14 protein-coding genes and 1 other RNA gene are annotated in these 16,093 nt (G+C 65.2%); 5 read left to right on the forward strand and 10 right to left on the reverse strand.

From position 1 onward, the window contains the following. The first annotated feature begins 8 nt into the window (after positions 1-8). Positions 9-452 carry a rhodanese-like domain-containing protein gene (locus ABKS89_RS19535; RefSeq protein ID WP_348586705.1) on the forward strand — a complete coding sequence of 148 codons (444 nt, stop codon included), beginning with the start codon at positions 9-11 and terminating at the stop codon, positions 450-452. Further along, the gene (locus tag ABKS89_RS19540; RefSeq protein ID WP_348586707.1) at positions 440-919 is read left to right on the forward strand and encodes a GNAT family N-acetyltransferase; all 480 of its coding nucleotides are present in this window, start codon (positions 440-442) and stop codon (positions 917-919) included. Before ABKS89_RS19535 ends, ABKS89_RS19540 begins: the two co-directional genes overlap by 13 nt. Here the strand turns inward: ABKS89_RS19540 and recR are convergent. The 3 genes from recR to dnaX form a co-directional block, all read right to left on the reverse strand. Then, positions 916-1,515 carry a recombination mediator RecR gene (gene recR / locus ABKS89_RS19545; protein ID WP_138214757.1) on the reverse strand — a complete coding sequence of 200 codons (600 nt, stop codon included), beginning with the start codon at positions 1,513-1,515 and terminating at the stop codon, positions 916-918. The two genes, ABKS89_RS19540 and recR, sit on opposite strands and share 4 nt — an antisense overlap. Before the next feature lie 133 nt (positions 1,516-1,648). Further along, positions 1,649-1,975, reverse strand: coding sequence for a YbaB/EbfC family nucleoid-associated protein (locus ABKS89_RS19550; protein WP_045209089.1), 327 nt, complete (start codon positions 1,973-1,975; stop codon positions 1,649-1,651). A gap of 37 nt (positions 1,976-2,012) precedes the next feature. Next, a complete protein-coding gene (dnaX, locus tag ABKS89_RS19555; RefSeq protein WP_348586709.1) occupies positions 2,013-4,172 on the reverse strand; it encodes a DNA polymerase III subunit gamma/tau in 2,160 nt (719 codons plus the stop codon). 152 nt (positions 4,173-4,324) lie between these two features. On the opposite strand from dnaX, the gene ABKS89_RS19560 reads away from it, so the two are divergent. Then, a complete protein-coding gene (locus tag ABKS89_RS19560) occupies positions 4,325-5,047 on the forward strand; it encodes a substrate-binding periplasmic protein (RefSeq protein WP_138214759.1) in 723 nt (240 codons plus the stop codon). Positions 5,048-5,108: 61 nt separating this feature from the next. Here ABKS89_RS19560 and ffs read toward each other — a convergent pair. Next, positions 5,109-5,205, reverse strand: an RNA gene (gene ffs / locus ABKS89_RS19565) — signal recognition particle sRNA small type. 243 nt (positions 5,206-5,448) lie between these two features. On the opposite strand from ffs, the gene ABKS89_RS19570 reads away from it, so the two are divergent. Continuing rightward, positions 5,449-5,817 carry a fimbrial protein gene (locus ABKS89_RS19570; RefSeq protein ID WP_138214760.1) on the forward strand — a complete coding sequence of 123 codons (369 nt, stop codon included), beginning with the start codon at positions 5,449-5,451 and terminating at the stop codon, positions 5,815-5,817. A 6-nt stretch (positions 5,818-5,823) separates the two neighbouring features. Here ABKS89_RS19570 and ABKS89_RS19575 read toward each other — a convergent pair whose 3' ends face one another. The 6 genes from ABKS89_RS19575 to ABKS89_RS19600 form a co-directional block, all read right to left on the reverse strand. After that, positions 5,824-6,201 (reverse strand): hypothetical protein, encoded by a 378-nt coding sequence (locus ABKS89_RS19575; protein WP_081518571.1) that lies wholly within the window; start codon positions 6,199-6,201, stop codon positions 5,824-5,826. A 70-nt stretch (positions 6,202-6,271) separates the two neighbouring features. Beyond that, positions 6,272-6,550: an HU family DNA-binding protein gene (locus tag ABKS89_RS19580; protein ID WP_024763913.1), complete on the reverse strand. Its 279-nt coding sequence runs from the start codon at positions 6,548-6,550 to the stop codon at positions 6,272-6,274. 53 nt (positions 6,551-6,603) lie between these two features. After that, positions 6,604-8,997, reverse strand: a complete 2,394-nt coding sequence (gene ligA / locus ABKS89_RS19585) for an NAD-dependent DNA ligase LigA (protein WP_348586711.1) — start codon at positions 8,995-8,997, stop codon at positions 6,604-6,606. 87 nt (positions 8,998-9,084) lie between these two features. Beyond that, on the reverse strand, positions 9,085-9,975 hold the full coding sequence (gene zipA / locus ABKS89_RS19590) for a cell division protein ZipA (protein ID WP_138214762.1): 891 nt from the start codon (positions 9,973-9,975) through the stop codon (positions 9,085-9,087). Positions 9,976-10,274: 299 nt separating this feature from the next. Then, positions 10,275-13,763, reverse strand: coding sequence for a chromosome segregation protein SMC (gene smc / locus ABKS89_RS19595; protein WP_348586713.1), 3,489 nt, complete (start codon positions 13,761-13,763; stop codon positions 10,275-10,277). A 19-nt stretch (positions 13,764-13,782) separates the two neighbouring features. After that, positions 13,783-14,442, reverse strand: coding sequence for a GntR family transcriptional regulator (locus ABKS89_RS19600; RefSeq protein ID WP_348586714.1), 660 nt, complete (start codon positions 14,440-14,442; stop codon positions 13,783-13,785). Positions 14,443-14,625: 183 nt separating this feature from the next. Here ABKS89_RS19600 and ABKS89_RS19605 point away from each other — a divergent pair, with 183 nt between their 5' ends. After that, positions 14,626-15,762, forward strand: coding sequence for an alkane 1-monooxygenase (locus tag ABKS89_RS19605; RefSeq protein WP_348586716.1), 1,137 nt, complete (start codon positions 14,626-14,628; stop codon positions 15,760-15,762). Positions 15,763-16,093 lie beyond the last annotated feature (331 nt).

The following is a 16,093-nucleotide window of genomic DNA, read 5'->3' on the forward strand; positions in this document are numbered from 1 at the left end:
GCCTTGCCATGCCCAGCCTCGTCAGCCAGTTCCCCGCCGCCCTTCCCGCCGACGCCCTCGCCCACTTCAGCCAGCGCCTGGCCTTCGAGACCGATTGCTCGGACGTCAACCACGCCCTGCAGAACGGCGAGCAGGATTTCGTCCTGCTCGATGTGCGCAACGCCACCGCCTTCGCCCGTGGCCACGTCCCCGGCGCGCTGAACCTGCCCACTCGCGAGATCGATGCACGACACATGGCGCAGTTCCCGTCGGGCACCCTGTTCGTCGTCTACTGCGCCGGGCCGCACTGCAACGGCGTGCACCGCGCCGCCGCGAAGCTCGCCGCGCTGGGGTTGCCAGTGAAGGAGATGATCGGCGGCGTGACCGGCTGGCTGGACGAAGGCCTGGCGCTGGTCGGTGCCGAGGGGCACGGTGAACGCAGCCAGACGGAAGGCATCTCGTGCGCCTGCTGAGCATTCGCGAGGCTCGGCCGGATGATGTTCCAGCGGTGCTTGAGCTGATGCGCGCGCTGGCGGAGTTCGAAGGTTATCTCGACGGCTTCGCGGTTGACGGCAACGCCCTGCTCACACGCGCCTTCGGGCCGGCGGCGCAATGCCAGGTATTCGTCGCCGAGACCGATGCCATCTGCGGCTACGCCGTCGTCCAATGCCTGGCCTTCACGTTCGATCTACGCCCGAGCGTTCGACTCAAGGAGCTGTATGTCGCCCAGGCACGGCGCGGCGGGGGCGTAGGCGAGCAATTGATGCGGCGCGTTGCCCAATGGGCGCTGGAACAAGGCGCGGGCCGCCTGCTCTGGGATGTGCTGGCCGGCAATGACGCGGCAGAGCGCTTCTACTCGCGCCTGGGCGGCCGGCGTGAAGACCAGTGGATGGCCTACCGGATGGATGATCGCGAGCTGCTGCGCCTTGCCGACCGTTAGCTGCTGATCGGTCGGCGCCCTGCCAGAGCGTGCGCCAGGGTGCCGCCGTCCACCAGTTCCAGCTCGCCACCCAGCGGTACGCCGTGGGCGATACGCGACAGCACCAGGTCGCCGCCGCCGAGCAGCTGAGCGATGTAGTGGGCGGTTGCCTCGCCTTCCACCGTGGGGTTGGTGGCGAGGATGATCTCGCTGAAATTGCCTGCCTTGATCCGCGCTTGCAGCTCGGGAATGCCGATGGCCTCCGGGCCGAGACCATCCAGCGGCGACAGGTGCCCCTTGAGCACGAAGTAGCGGCCACGATAGCCGGTCTGCTCGACGGCGAACACGTCCAGCGGGCCTTCCACCACGCACAGCAGGCTGTCGTCACGGCGCGGGTCGGTGCACTGCGGGCAGAACTCGTCCTCGGACAGGGTGCGGCACTGCTTGCAATGGCCAACGCCCTCCATCGCCCGAGTCAGCGCCTGGGCCAGACGCAGGCCGCCGCTGCGGTCGCGCTCCAACAGCTGCAGCGCCATGCGCTGGGCACTCTTCTGCCCCACTCCGGGCAGGGTGCGCAGGGCATCGATCAGTTGGCGGATCAGCGGCGTGAAGCTCATGGGGCAGTCTCAGGATATTTTTCGGAGGGGTAGAACGACTGTAGGAGCGAGCTTGCTCGCGAACCCTGCCAGGCCGTGAAGGGCCGGTAGAGCGTTCGCGAGCAAGCTCGCTCCTACAGGGGAAGAGCCTGGATCAGAAAGGCATCTTGAAGCCAGGCGGGAGCTGCATGCCGGCGGTCATGCCGGACATCTTGTCCTGGTTGTTCTGCTCGATCTTGCGCACGGCGTCGTTCACCGCAGCGGCGATCAGGTCCTCGAGGATTTCCTTGTCTTCCTGCATCAGGCTGTCATCCAGGGAGACGCGCTTGACGTCATGGCGACCGGTCATCACCACGCTCACCAGGCCGGCGCCGGATTGACCGGTCACTTCAGCGTTGGCCAGCTCTTCCTGCATCTTCTGCATCTTTTCCTGCATCTGCTGGGCCTGCTTCATCAGGCCGGCCATGCCACCTTTCATCATGTCGAGTTCCTCGATTCGTTCAGTCGTCGGCCAAGGCTCAAGCCTTGGCCTCCAGGGGTTCGATAGTACCGTCGCGGACGACCGCGGCGAACTGTTGCTTCATCTGTAGCACATAAGGGTCGGCGGCAATCGAAGCCTCGGCCTGGCGCTGACGCTCGGCGCGCTTGCGCGCGGCGGCCTGGGCCGGGGTTTCCTGCTCGGGCTTCTGCTGGGTGACCTGCAGGGTCAGGGTACGCCCGTGGAACTGGTTCAGCGCGTCGTTCAGGCGGCGTTGCTGGGTCGCGTTGAACAGCGCGCTCTGGCCCGGGTCCAGGTGCAGGTGCCAGTTGTCACCGTCCACGGCCACCAGGGTGCAGTTGGCGCCAATGCTGGCGGTCAGGCCGGCCAGGCCCAGGCGCGGGAACAGGTCCAGCCACTCGGCGGCAAGGCCGGTGGCGGGCATGGCGGCGGGCTCGGGTTCCGGCTCGGCCTGCTCCTGCGGCGCCTCGCTTTCGAGGTAGCCGTAGGACTCCATGTCGACTTCGTAGTAGTCCTCGGCGGGCGGCGGCTCGTCGTCGCGATCATCGTCGTCGGCTGAGGCTTCTGCCACGACGGGTGCAGGTGCTTCCACCGGCGCAGGAGCCGGCGCTGCCGCTACGGGGGCAGGTGCAGGTGCAGGTGCAGCAGGTTCGACCGGCGCGGGAGCGGCGGAAACCGGCGCCGAGGGTTCGTCCCACGGTAGGTCGACCGGCGCTTCGGCAACCGGCGGCTGCGGCTCGACGGCCGGAGCGACAGGCTCTGCAGCGACGACCACTTCCGGTTGCGCTTCGATAGGAGCAGGAGCCGCTTCGACGACCGGCGCGGGAGCAGCAACAGGCGCAGCCTCCACCACCGGAGCCGGAGCCGGAGCCGGAGCCGGAGCCGGAGCCACCTGAGGCTGCGGCGCGGCGACGACCGGGGCAACCTCGGCGACCGGCGCTACAGGAGCGACCGGCGCTGGCGCAGCAGGCGGCGGAGCAATGGATGCAACCGGCGCTGCAACGGCGGCGCCGGCCACTGGGTTCGGGTTGGAGTCAGCCGTGGCCTTGCTGATCCCCAGGTCCTTTAGTGGTGACCTGGGCGCGCCGTCGGCATCGGCCGGGCGGAACGCCAGCATGCGCAGCAGCGCCATCTCGAAGCCACCACGGGGATCGGGCGCCAGCGGCAGGTCGCGGCGGCCGATCAGGCCCATCTGGTAGTAGAACTGCACGTCCTCGGCCGGCAGCGCCTGGGCCAATGCCAGCACGCGGTCACGATCACCCTGGCCGTTGTCCACCGCCTCGGGCAGCGCCTGAGCGATGGCCACGCGGTGCAGCACGTTGAGCATTTCGGCGAGCACGCCGCCCCAGTCCGGGCCTTGCTCGGCCAGGTGGCGGACGGCCTCCAGCAGCGCACGGGCATCGCCTTCCAGCAGTGCGTGGAGCACGCCGTAGACCTGCCCGTGATCCAGGGTACCGAGCATTGCACGTACGTCGGCGGCCAGCACCTTGCCTTCACCGAAGGCGATGGCCTGGTCGGTGAGGCTCATGGCGTCACGCATGGAACCATCGGCCGCACGGCCGAGCAGCCACAGCGCGTCGTCCTCGAACGGCACGTTCTCGGCGCCCAGGACGTGGGTGAGGTGCTCCACCACGCGCTCCGGCGGCATGTTCTTCAGCGAGAACTGCAGGCAGCGCGAGAGGATGGTCACCGGCAGTTTCTGCGGGTCCGTGGTGGCCAGCAGGAACTTCACGTGGGGCGGCGGCTCCTCCAGGGTCTTCAACAGGGCGTTGAAGCTGTGGCTGGAGAGCATGTGCACTTCGTCGATCAGGTAGACCTTGTAGCGCCCGCGGCTCGGCGAGTACTGCACGTTGTCGAGCAGCTCGCGGGTGTCTTCGACCTTGGTGCGGCTGGCGGCGTCCACTTCGATGAGGTCGACGAAGCGGCCTTCATCGATCTCGCGGCACACCGAGCACTGCCCGCAGGGAGTCGAACTGACGCCGGTCTCGCAGTTCAGGCACTTGGCCAGGATGCGCGCAATGGTGGTCTTGCCCACGCCGCGGGTACCGGTGAACAGGTAGGCGTGGTGCAGGCGCTGGTTGTCCAGCGCGTTGATCAGGGCCTTGAGCACATGGGTCTGGCCGACCATTTCGCGGAACGAGCGCGGACGCCATTTGCGGGCAAGAACCTGATAACTCATTGAAATCCATCGCGACAGGTGAGCAGAAGTGCGCTAATCCTAGCGAAGCGGACCGTAAATTGCACCCGATGTCCGCACTGGTCGTTGTCGCATCTTGGCAAGGGCCGGGCTACACGGCATTGTGTAGTCGTTCTGCCATCAACGGAGCCTTGATGCGCTTCCTCGCCACCACCCTGCTGCTGACCACTGCCCTCGCCCAGGCCGACGACCGTCCCCTGCGCTTTTCGGTGGTCGACAGCTGGGCGATGCCGCTGGCGCAGATCGAGAATGGCGAACTGACCGGCGGCATCATGTACGAGCTGTTCAACGAGACGGCGCGCGAACTGGGCCGCCCGGCAGCCTTCCACATCGTGCCCCGCGCCCGCATCGAGCAGGCTCTGCTCAGCCACTCCGTCGACGTGCGCTGCTACGTGTCGCGCACCTGGACCGAGCATGAATTCAAGGACTACCGCTGGACTGCACCGCTGATGGTGCAACGCGACCTGCTGGTGGTCCGCGACGCCCCGGCCGACAAGCTGGAAACCCTGCCCAGCCAGTCCGTCGGCACCGTGCTGGGCTATCACTACCCGCGCCTGCAGCCGCTGCTGGACAGCCACTGGCTGACCCGCGACGACGCACGCAACCAGGAACTGGTGCTGAAGAAGCTGCGTATCGGCCGCTATCAGTACGCAATCAGCAGCGAGTTCGCGCTGAACTGGTTCAACCGTGAACTGCCCGAGGCAGAGCGTCTGAGAATCGCCAGCGTGATCGAGGAAACGCCGCTGTCGTGCATGGTGCTGGACGCCCCGGAAGTCCGCGCCGACGAGGTGCTCTCGGTGCTGGCGAAGATCAAGGCGTCAGGGAAGATCGAGGAAATCCTGAGTCACTATCGCTGAGGCGACCTGTGCATCGACAGGAAGGGCGCGGAAGATTTTCCTGGGCCCGAAATGGAGGCGGCCCCGCCAGCCACACCCCGGCACACAATGTCCCCGCCTTGGCTGCTTCCTTCCGGACCTGACCAGGTAAGCGAGTAATCGTTGCGGGGGGACCGACAGGGCCACCATCACGAGAAGCTCGCCAGATCAGCGAGCCGCGCCATTGTAGCGGCTTGAGCGCAACTTACAAGCACTTCAAGCACTTAGCGGCGTTACACACGCAATTCCTGATATTCATCACGAATCTGCCCTTTGATTATGGGAATTACCCCACAGCCAATTCAGAAAATTCCAACGGTGCCGACGCTATAGGAAGAACCCGTCGCTCAAAGGCGGGCCATGACCGAGCGAGGAATGCCAGCATGTCCGTTGCACTGCGATCCACCACTCTCGTTGCCCTGCTCTTCTCAGCCCCGCTGATGGCCTACGATGGCGTCATCCATTTCAGTGGCGCCGTGGTCGAGCCGACCTGCCAGGTCGGGCTGAGCGAAGTCACGGCCAAAAGCGCGAGGGTACGCCTGAGCGAGTGCAACCAGGCCATGACGATGATGCTGAACGAGCCTCGCGGCGCGATGCCCAGCGTGAGCTACCGGCTGACCGATGCGCGCGGCAAGGCGCTGGGGAAAGGCATCGCGGCCACCGGCGACACCGACAACGTGATCCGCGAGATCGCCAAGGGTGGCGTGACCGCGGGCCAGCGCAATGTGGTGCTGGTGGCCGAGTACCTGTAAGGGGCGTTACTGCCCCTGGAGCAGCCCTTCGGGTCGAGGCTGGGTGGAGACTTCCAGGTTCGGCCCGATGAACAGGTCCATCTTGCTGTAGCCCGGACGGGTGCTGAAGGTGGAGTAGCGCTCCGCCCCCTGGTGGAACTGGAAGGCGACGCGGTATTCGCCCGAACGCAGCAGGCGCAGCGGGAAGGCGCGCGCTTCGCCCGGCTTGATCTCGCCCGCGAGGGTTTCCTCGCCGTTTTCCTTGAAGCTGTAGCTCACCGCCGGCCCGCCCACGCCTTCGTAATGAAGGACGATCTGCGGGCGCTCGGTCCAGGCCACGTAGGCCCCGAACAACACCACCAGCGCCCCGACGCCGAGCAGGCGCTGCTTTCTTGCCTTGTCCATCTCGCTCTCCGTCAATCGTTGGCCCGCCCCGTCCTGCGTCGCAACGCTGGGGCCGGAGCGGGCCTGCCGATCAGTTCAGGCTGTCAACCAGGGCCTTGGCGGGCACCAGGCGAACCGCCTTCTTCGCAGCGATCTCGATGGTCTTGCCGGTCTGCGGATTGCGGCCGGTGCGGGCAGCGCGCTCGCTGACCTTGAGCTTGCCGATACCCGGCAGGGTCAGCTCACCGTCGTTCTCCAGGGCGTCCTGGGCGATCTGCGCCAGTTGCTCGAACACGCCGCGCACGGCGGCCTGGGTCAGGTCGAGGGATTCAGCGATATCGCGAACCAGTTGGTCCTTGGTCATGGGCATGGATTGACTCCTTGATGCATTGATCTTGATTCTTTGATCGGAAGAAAGGCGTGTCAGGCGCCGAGGCCATGGTCGGCCAGCAGCTTGACCAGCTGCTCTTCGTCCATTACGGCGACGCCAAGTTCCTGAGCCTTGGCCAACTTTGAACCAGCTCCCGGTCCTGCAACGACGCAGTGGGTCTTGGCCGAGACCGAGCCGGCCACCTTGGCGCCCAGGCTTTCAAGCTTTTCCTTGGCGACGTCGCGGCTCATGGCCTCCAGGGTGCCGGTCAGCACCCAGGTCTGGCCGGCCAGCGGCAGACCTTCGACCACCTTGCGCTCGCTGCGCCAGTGCATGCCGAACTCCGCCAACTGCGCTTCGACCGCCTTCGCACGCTCAACGCGGGCGGCATCGGCGAAGTACTCGCGCACCGACTGCTTGGCCCTCTCGTTCACGCCCTTGAGCGTACTGAGATCGAGCCAGTCCTGGCTGAGGGTAATGAGCGCGTCGAGACTGCCCGTGCGGTCAGCCAGCTTCTCGGCGCCGGTAGCGGCGATGAAGGGGATGTTCAGCTTGTCGATGAAGCCCGCCAGGGTGGCGACGGCGGCGAACTCGGCGGAAACCTCGCCTTCGTCCTGCAGCTGGACGCCATGCTCCGGATTCTGCAGCTCAGCGATCACGCTGCGGTTGTGCTCGTCATCGAAGAAGTTATGGATCTCGTAGGCCACCTCGCCACCGATATCCGGCAGGTAGGTGAGCACTTCCGGCAGCGCCTTCTGGATACGTGACAGGGAACCCAGGGAGCGCGCCAGCAGCTTGGCGGTTTCCTCGCCCACGTCCGGGATGCCCAGGGCGAAGACGAAGCGTGCCAGCGCGGGCTTGCGGCTGTCGGCGATGGCGGCTAGCAGGTTGCGCGTGGAGACCTCGGCAAAGCCTTCCAGCTCGATGACCTGCTCGAAGGTCAGGGTGTAGAGGTCCGCCGGGGATTTCACCAGGCCCTTGTCCACCAGTTGCTCGACGATCTTGTCGCCAAGACCGTCGATGTCCATGGCGCGGCGCGAGACGAAGTGGATGATCGCCTGCTTAAGCTGCGCCTGGCAGAACAGCCGGCCGACGCAACGGTAGATGGCGCCTTCGCTGACCGACTCCTTGCCCTTGCTGCGCTTGACCAGCTGAGTGCGCTCGACCTGCGAGCCGCACACCGGACATTGGGTAGGGATCGCCACCGGGCGGGCGTCCGCCGGACGGCGCTCGGTGACGACCTGCATGACCTGCGGAATCACGTCGCCGGCACGGCGGATGATCACGGTGTCGCCGATCATCAGACCCAGGCGGGCAACTTCGTCCATGTTGTGCAGCGTGGCGTTGGACACGGTCACGCCAGCCACCTGCACCGGCTTCAGGCGCGCGACCGGGGTCACCGCGCCGGTGCGGCCGACCTGGAATTCCACGTCGAGCAGTTCGGTGAGTTCTTCGCGCGCCGGGAACTTGTGAGCGATAGCCCAGCGCGGCTCGCGGGCGCGGAAACCCAGCTCACGCTGGAAGTCGATGCGGTTGACCTTGAACACCACGCCATCGATTTCGTACGCGAGACTGTCGCGGCGGGCACCAATGTCTTCGTAATAGGCACGGCAACCCTCGACACCCTTGGCCAGTTTCAGCTCGCGGCTGATCGGGATACCCCAGCCCTTGAGAGCCTCGAGGATATCGACCTGGGTACCGGGCAGCGCGCCGCCCTCGATGCGGCCGAAACCGTAGCAGCAGAACTCCAGCGGGCGGCTGGCGGTGATCTTCGAATCCAGCTGACGCAGGCTGCCGGCCGCGGCGTTGCGCGGATTGGCGAAGGTCTTGCCGCCGGCTTCCATCTGCCGCTCGTTGAGCGCGTCGAAGCCGGCCTTGGACATGAAGACTTCGCCACGGACTTCCAGCACCGCCGGCCAGCCCTCGCCCTTCAGGCGCAGCGGCACATTGCGGATGGTGCGCACGTTGACGCTGATGTCCTCGCCGGTGGTGCCGTCGCCGCGCGTGGCGCCACGGGTCAGCACACCGTTCTCGTACAGCAGGCTGACTGCCAGGCCATCGAGCTTGGGCTCGCAGCTGTACTCCACCTCGGCGCCGCCACCGAACAGGTCCGACGCCGGCAGCTGGTCGGCCAGACCTTCACGCACACGGCGATCGAAGTCGCTGAGGTCCTGTTCCTCGAAGGCGTTGCCCAGGCTGAGCATCGGCACTTCGTGGCGTACCTCGCCGAAAGCCGACGCGGCCGCACCGCCGACGCGCTGGGTCGGCGACTCGGGGGTGATCAGTTCGGGATGCTCGGCTTCCAGCGCCTTCAGTTCGCGGAACAGGCGGTCGTACTCGGCGTCCGGCACGCTCGGCTCGTCGAGCACGTAGTAGCGGTAGTTGTGGTCGTCGAGTTCGCTGCGCAGCTGGGCGATGCGTTCGGCTGCGGATTGGGAGTCGGTCATGCGGGAATCTCGGGCGGCAAGAGGTTGCGGCTAGAAATGCGAAGCCCCAAGGGTCGCTTGGGGCTTTTTGTGCAGCGTGCGGAAAGCTTAGCGCTTCTGGGTCAGGGCGCGTCGCTCGAAGTCGATGATGCGCTGACGGTAGTGCTCGATGGTCTGCGCGGTCATCACGCTGCGCTGCTCGTCCTTCAGCTCGCCATTGAGCTCCTGGGCCAGCTTGCGGGCGGCGGCGATCATCACGTCGAACGCCTGCTTGGGATGGCGCGGACCCGGCAGACCAAGGAAGAAGCTCACTGCGCGAGTGCTGAACTGGTCGATGTTGTCCAGATCGAAGGTGCCCGGCTTGACCGCGTTGGCCATGGAGAACAGCACTTCACCGTTGCCGGCCATGCTCTCGTGGCGATGGAAGATGTCCATCTCGCCATAGCGCAGACCGCTTTCGAGGATGTTCTGCAGCAGCGCCGGGCCCTTGAAGCCGTTCTCGTCGCGGCTGATCACGTTGATGATCAGCACTTCGTCGACCGGCGCCTGCGGCGCCGACGGAGCAGCAGGCGCGGGAGCTACGCGCTCCTTGTCCTTCTTGCGATCTTTCTTCGACTTGTCCTTCTCTGCCGGCACTTCGTCCAGCGGATTGGGGAAATCCTCTTCGTCCAGCGGACCGAGCAGGTTCGGCGCCGGGTCGTCCAGGTTCAGGTCACCCTGGCGCGGCTCGCCGCGGCGCTTGCCACGGGACTCCTTGGCACTGACCTTGGGCAGGTCTTCCTCGTCGAGTTCCGGCTCGCGATGGTCGACTACCCGGGAAGGCCCGAGCAGTTCCGGGTTGGTTTCGTCCCCGTCATCGGGCTGGTTGGCAAACTGGCGATCCAGCTTGAAACGCAACTTGCCCTTGCCACCCCGCATGCGACGCCAACCGTCGAACAGAATGCCGGCGATGACGATAAGCCCAATGACGATCAGCCATTCGCGCAGACCGATATCCATCTAATCCCGTAGCCCCTGAACAAAAAATGATGATGAAAAAAAGGACATCCTATCCCTTGAAAACGTGGAGCCAACTTCATGTTCTGACTGATGTTTTCCACGCGATACAAAAGTGGGGGTTAAGCTAACACGCTCTCACATAACTTTACACTGTCTGAGGCGACACTCCGCCGCACTCTTTGCAACTTTTCATAGCGGCCGCCAGCTGCGCACCCGAAGTGAACCCTACCCCAATCAAATCAATGCGTTAGGCTGGAAACAAAGCATCTTGCCAGCATAGCTCAAGTTCGCCCGGACGATCACGCTTCGGCGAGCGCAACAGCCTCTTCCACATCCACTGCCACCAGACGCGAACAACCCGGTTCGTGCATGGTCACGCCCATCAATTGATCGGCCATCTCCATGGCGATCTTGTTGTGGGTGATATAGATGAACTGCACTTTCTCCGACATCTCCTTCACCAGCCGCGCATAACGGCCGACGTTGGCATCGTCCAGCGGCGCATCGACTTCGTCGAGCATGCAGAACGGTGCCGGGTTCAGCTGGAAGATCGCAAACACCAGCGCCAGAGCGGTCAGGGCCTTCTCGCCACCGGACAGAAGATGGATGGTGCTGTTCTTCTTGCCCGGCGGCCGCGCCATGATCGCCACCCCGGTATCGAGTAGATCCTCGCCGGTAAGTTCCAGATAGGCATGACCGCCGCCGAAAACCTTGGGGAACAATGCCTGAAGGCCAGCATTGATCTGGTCGAAGGTTTCCTTGAAGCGGTTGCGGGTTTCCTTGTCGATCTTGCGGATGACGTTTTCCAGGGTATCCAGCGCTTCCACCAGGTCGTCGTTCTGGTCGTCCAGGTAGCGCTTGCGCTCGGACTGCTGCTGGTATTCCTCGATCGCCGCGAGGTTGATCGGGCCGAGGCGACCAATGCGCGCGGCCAGTTCTTCCAGGCGGGTTTCCCAGACCTTCTCGGCCGCGTCGTGGGGCAAAGTGCCCAGCACGCCGTGCAGGTCGTAGCCATCCTCGTGGAGCTGCTCCTGCAGCGACTTACGCCGCACGTTCAGGGCCTGCCACTCCATGCGCTGCTGCTCCAGCTGGCCGCGCAGCAGTTGCGACTGCTGCTCGGCTTGGGTGCGGCGCTTCTCGGCGTCACGCAGCTGGCGGTCGGCGTCTTCCAGCGCCAGGCGCGCATGCTTGAGTTCGTCTTCCACCGCCATGCGCCGGTCGAGCAATTCCTCGAGACGCATGCGCAGCTCTTCCAGTGGCGCGGCGCCCTCCTCCAGATTGAGGTTGAGCTGCTCGCAACGCTCGACCAGGCGCACGGCCTGGCTGTCCAGGCGCTCCAGCGCCTGGCGGGTGGATTCGTGCTGGGCGCGCAGGGAGCCGACGCGCACAGCCAGCTGATGGGCGTGATCCTTGTGCTGGCGGGACTCCTGGCGGATGCGGTCGAGCTTCTCACGCATGCCGTCGCGCTCGGCCAGCAGTGATTCGCGGCGTTCGGTGTCCACGGCCATGGCGTCCAGCGCTTCCTGCAGGCTCAGGCGGGCTTCGCCCAGCTGTTCCTGCTCGACGGCGTGCTGCTCAGCCAGTTCGGCCAGCTCTTCGTCCAGACGGCGGCGGCGCAGGGTCAACTGCTCGACCTTGGCCTGCTGCGCGGACAGCTGCGCCTTCAGCTCACCCTGGCGACGACCTTCGTCCTGCAGGCGGCGACGCACCTGGTCACGACCTTCCTCAGCCTGACGCTGTTCGTCACGCAGGCGCACCAGTTGCTCGTCGACTTCGGCAAGGCGCTGTTCCAGCGTCTCGCGCTCGATGTACAGGCGCTCCAGCTCCTGGCCACGCGCCAGCACGCCGCCATCGGCGGATTCGCCCCGGCGCACGCGCAGGAAGTTGCGGCCAACCCAGTAGCCGTCGCGGCTGATCAAGCTTTCGCCATCCCCCAGCGACGCACGCTGGGCCAGCGCCTGCTCCAGGGTTTCGACCGGGCGCACGCGGCCCAGCCAGTAGCTCAGGTCGACATGGGTCTCGACCTTGTCCAGCAGACTCCCGGGACGGGAAACGGCGCCGGCGGCCAGGTCGAGCAAGCGCAGCTCGCCCTTCTCCAGCGCGTCGAACGGCAGCCCCTTCACGTCATCCAGCAGCACACCGTGCAGGTCGGCGCCGAGCACGGTTTCCACCGCCAGCTCCCAACCCGACTGCACGCGCAGGCCCTCGGCAAGGCGCGGGCGCTGCTCCAGCCCTTGCTGGCGCAGCCATTGCGCAGTGCCGTCGCCCGGATTGAGCGCGGCCTGCTGCAGCGCCTCCAGCGACGCGATGCGGCCATTCAGGCGTTGCAGCTCGCCCTGCGCCTGATGCTGCGCAGCGGTGCTTTCCTGCAGGGACTGGCGCACGCGCTCCAGGCGCTCAGCCAGTTCCTGCTCTTCGATCTGCGACTCTTCCAGCAGCAACTCGATGGCAGCGACCTGCTCACCCAGCTCAAGGATCGCGGCATCTTCCGGATCGGCAGCCAGTTGCGTGCGCTCGTCGTTCAGGCGGCGTTGGCGCTCGCCCTGGCGTTCCAGGCTCTGTTCCAGATGCTGGATGCGCGACTGCTGCACTTCCGCCTCGCGACGCGGTTCGGCGCTCTGCTGGTTGAAGGCGTCCCAGCGCTGTTGCCAGTCGTGCATGCGCTGCTCGGCGTCTTCCAGGCCGACGGTAGCCTCTTCGGCGGCGGCGGCGCTGATTTCCTGTTCCGGAGCCAGGCGCTCCAGCTCCTCGCCCAAGGTGGCGAGCAGGGTGCGGTCGTGGCCCAGGTGGGATTCGGTTTCCTGGCGGGTCTTCTCCGCCTCGCGCAGGTCGTCCTGCAATTGGCGCAAACGCTGCTGGCCGTGCTGGATGCTCTGCTCGACGCGGGCGATATCACCGCCCACGGAATAGAAGCGGCCCTGCACCTGGTTGAAGGTTTCCGACAGCTCGTGGTGGCCGTCACGCAGGCGCTCGATGCTGGCGTCGGCGCTACGCTGCTCGGCCACCAGCGCCTCGAAGGCCACTTCCTGGTCGCCGATGACCTTTTCCTTCTGCCCGACCTGCTCGTTCAAGTCGCGCCAGCGCAGGGCACCGAGCTGGGCCTTGAGAGTGCGTTCCTCGGCCTTGAATTCCTGGTACTTCTCCGCCGACTGGGCCTGGCGGTGCAGGCGTTCCAGCTGGCGTTCCAGTTCTTCGCGCAGGTCGGTGAGGCGCGCGAGGTTTTCCTGGGTGCGGCGGATGCGGTTCTCGGTCTCGCGGCGGCGCTCCTTGTACTTGGAGATGCCGGCGGCTTCCTCGATGAAGTTGCGCAGGTCCTCTGGCTTGGCCTCGATCAGCTTGGAGATCATGCCCTGTTCGATGATCGAGTAGCTGCGCGGCCCAAGGCCGGTGCCGAGGAAGATGTCGGTGATGTCACGACGCCGGCACTTGGTGCCGTTGAGGAAGTAGGTGTTCTGGCCGTCGCGGGTGACGCGGCGGCGGATGGAAATCTCGGCGTAGCTGGCGTATTCGCCCAGCAGGGTCTGGTCGGAGTTGTCGAACACCAGTTCGATGGACGCCTGGGTCACCGGCTTGCGCGTGTTGGAGCCGTTGAAGATGACGTCGGTCATCGACTCGCCACGGAGGTTCTTCGCCGAACTCTCGCCCATCACCCAGCGAACGGCGTCGATGATGTTGGACTTGCCGCAACCGTTGGGGCCGACGACGGCCGCCATGTTGCTCGGGAAATTGACCGTCGTCGGGTCGACGAAGGACTTGAAGCCCGCCAGCTTGATGCACTTGAGCCGCATGCGCCCTTCCCCTCTCTTCTTATCTTTCAGCCAGTGCGGCCAGGACCAGTTGGCTGTTGTGCCGTCCGTAGTCGAGCAGCACCTCGCGGATGCCCGCCTCGTCGCGGCCCACCACCGCGCGCAGCAGGCTTTCGAAGCTGCCGATGAACTGACTCATCTCGCCTTTGCGGCGTTCCAGGGCCAGATGATAGGTGCGACTGATGGCCGGCAGGAGATTTTCCACGGTTTCCTGCAGGTAAGGGTTGGCAGCGAACGGGAAGGCAGCGCGCATGATGTCGAAGCTGGATTCGACGAAGGCATTGATATCGCCGCGATCAAGCTCGTCCAGCAGGCGCTGCTGGATGGCCATGAAGGGCGCCAGGTCGGCTTCTTCACGCCAGGTCCGCGCCACGCTGCTGGCGAGCATGATGTACAGCTCCATTACCAGCGAGTAGAGGCTTTCCACGTGCGCCGCGGACAGCTCGGACACCTGCGCCCCCCGGCGCGGCAGGATGACGACCAGATGGCGGCGCTCGAGGATCAGCAGCGCTTCGCGAACCGAGCCGCGGCTGACGTTGAGGGTCTGGGTGACCTTCTGCTCCTGGATGCGCTCACGTTCCTTGAGTTCGCCCCGGATGATGCGTTCGGCAAGGTGATGCGCGATCTGCTCAGCCAGGCTGTCCGGGGCCTTGAACGTCATGGTTGTCCTTAAGAATCGGGGCGCTTTCGAGGGGGTATTGCGGACGCGAAGTGTAACACAGGGTGTTACCGCGCCATCCCCCGCCCAGGATGGACGACAGAACAAAGGTTGGTGCATCCGCCGGGAGGAACAGGCGCAGGATTGTCTGACAATCCTACACAAGAGACGTATCGGGAGTCGTCCATGTTCGCTTTGTTCCTTTCCCCTGCCTGGATGTTGCGTCTTAAGAAAGCCGGCTACTGGATCTGGCTGGTTCCCGTCTTCGGCATTCCCGTCAGCTATTGGTGGTCCTACGGTAGCGACTATCCCAATGCCTGGGCGTGGCTGGTCATCACCGTAGTGTTCGGGGTGATCCCGCTGCTGGACTTCGTGGTCGGCCGCGATCCGGCCAATCCCGACGAGGTGGAGGATGTCCCGCCCATGGAGCGCGAGGGCTACTACCGCTTCCTCAGCCTGCTGACCGTGCCGCTGCTGCTGGGCATGCTGGTCTATGGCGGCTGGGTGCTGGCCACTTATGACGCCTGGAACTGGGTCGGCCAGCTCGGCTGGATACTTTCCGTGGGGACCGTGATGGGCGCCATCGGCATCACCGTCTCCCACGAGCTGATCCACAAGGACCCGGAACTGGAGCAGAACGCCGGCGGCCTGCTGCTGGCGGCGGTGTGCTACGCGGGCTTCAAGGTGGAGCACGTGCGCGGGCACCACGTGCATGTCTCTACGCCGGAGGACGCCTCGTCCTCGCGCTACGGCCAGAGCCTGTACGCCTTCCTGCCCCACGCCTACAAGCACAACTTCCTCAACGCCTGGCGGCTGGAGACCGAACGCCTCAAGCGCAAGGGCCTGCCGGCGTTGCACTGGCGCAACGAGCTGATCTGGTGGAACGTGATCAGCGCGCTGTTCCTGGTCGGTTTCAGCGTCGCCTTCGGCTGGATCGGCGCGGTGTACTTCATCGGCCAGTCGGTGATGGCCTTCACCCTGCTGGAGATCGTCAACTACGTCGAGCACTACGGCCTGCACCGCCGCCGCCTGGATACCGGACGCTACGAGCGGACCACCCACGAGCACTCCTGGAACAGCAACTTCCTGCTGACCAACCTGTTCCTCTTCCACCTGCAGCGCCATTCCGACCACCACGCCAACGCCAAGCGCCGGTACCAGGTGCTGCGGCACTTCGACGAGAGCCCGCAACTGCCCAACGGTTACGCCGGGATGATCGTCCTCGCGCTGTTCCCGCCGCTCTGGCGCGCGGTGATGGACCGCCGGGTGCGCGCCTATTACGCCGGCGAGGAATACCAGCTGAGCGCCACCCAGCAAGCCTGATCGACCCGATCCACGCCTTGGCGGCAAGCTCTAACCGGGCTTGCCGCCTTTTTTCTTTCTGCCTTCTTGAATCCGCCGCTCTACCCAGGATGGCGTGGCGCAGGATATAGGGCGGATAACCCGGAACGGGTTATCCGCCGTTGCCCCGCGGCGGATAACGCTGGCGCGTTATGCACCCTACGGATCGGCAGGAGCGCCCTCCTATCTGCCCCCATCACACCATTCATCACCCGCGGAAAAACTTTCTGACCATTGAGACAGAAATTTTATTGACTCAAAAGTCAGCTTTCCATAGATTCGCCTCCAGTGCCCTACCAAAAACAAGAACCAG

The organism is Pseudomonas sp. LABIM340 (genome assembly GCF_040017195.2).
In the GTDB taxonomy this organism is placed as follows: Bacteria; Pseudomonadota; Gammaproteobacteria; order Pseudomonadales; family Pseudomonadaceae; genus Pseudomonas.

Coding starts and splice junctions, on each gene's coding strand:
- ABKS89_RS19535 (WP_348586705.1), top strand. CDS start 9: ATGCCCAGCCTCGTCAGCCAGTTCCCCGCCGCCCTTCCCGCCGACGCC.
- recR (WP_138214757.1), bottom strand. CDS start 1,515: ATGAGCTTCACGCCGCTGATCCGCCAACTGATCGATGCCCTGCGCACC.
- ABKS89_RS19550 (WP_045209089.1), bottom strand. CDS start 1,975: ATGATGAAAGGTGGCATGGCCGGCCTGATGAAGCAGGCCCAGCAGATG.
- dnaX (WP_348586709.1), bottom strand. CDS start 4,172: ATGAGTTATCAGGTTCTTGCCCGCAAATGGCGTCCGCGCTCGTTCCGC.
- ABKS89_RS19560 (WP_138214759.1), top strand. CDS start 4,325: ATGCGCTTCCTCGCCACCACCCTGCTGCTGACCACTGCCCTCGCCCAG.
- ABKS89_RS19570 (WP_138214760.1), top strand. CDS start 5,449: ATGTCCGTTGCACTGCGATCCACCACTCTCGTTGCCCTGCTCTTCTCA.
- ABKS89_RS19575 (WP_081518571.1), bottom strand. CDS start 6,201: ATGGACAAGGCAAGAAAGCAGCGCCTGCTCGGCGTCGGGGCGCTGGTG.
- ABKS89_RS19580 (WP_024763913.1), bottom strand. CDS start 6,550: ATGCCCATGACCAAGGACCAACTGGTTCGCGATATCGCTGAATCCCTC.
- ligA (WP_348586711.1), bottom strand. CDS start 8,997: ATGACCGACTCCCAATCCGCAGCCGAACGCATCGCCCAGCTGCGCAGC.
- zipA (WP_138214762.1), bottom strand. CDS start 9,975: ATGGATATCGGTCTGCGCGAATGGCTGATCGTCATTGGGCTTATCGTC.
- smc (WP_348586713.1), bottom strand. CDS start 13,763: ATGCGGCTCAAGTGCATCAAGCTGGCGGGCTTCAAGTCCTTCGTCGAC.
- ABKS89_RS19600 (WP_348586714.1), bottom strand. CDS start 14,442: ATGACGTTCAAGGCCCCGGACAGCCTGGCTGAGCAGATCGCGCATCAC.
- ABKS89_RS19605 (WP_348586716.1), top strand. CDS start 14,626: ATGTTCGCTTTGTTCCTTTCCCCTGCCTGGATGTTGCGTCTTAAGAAA.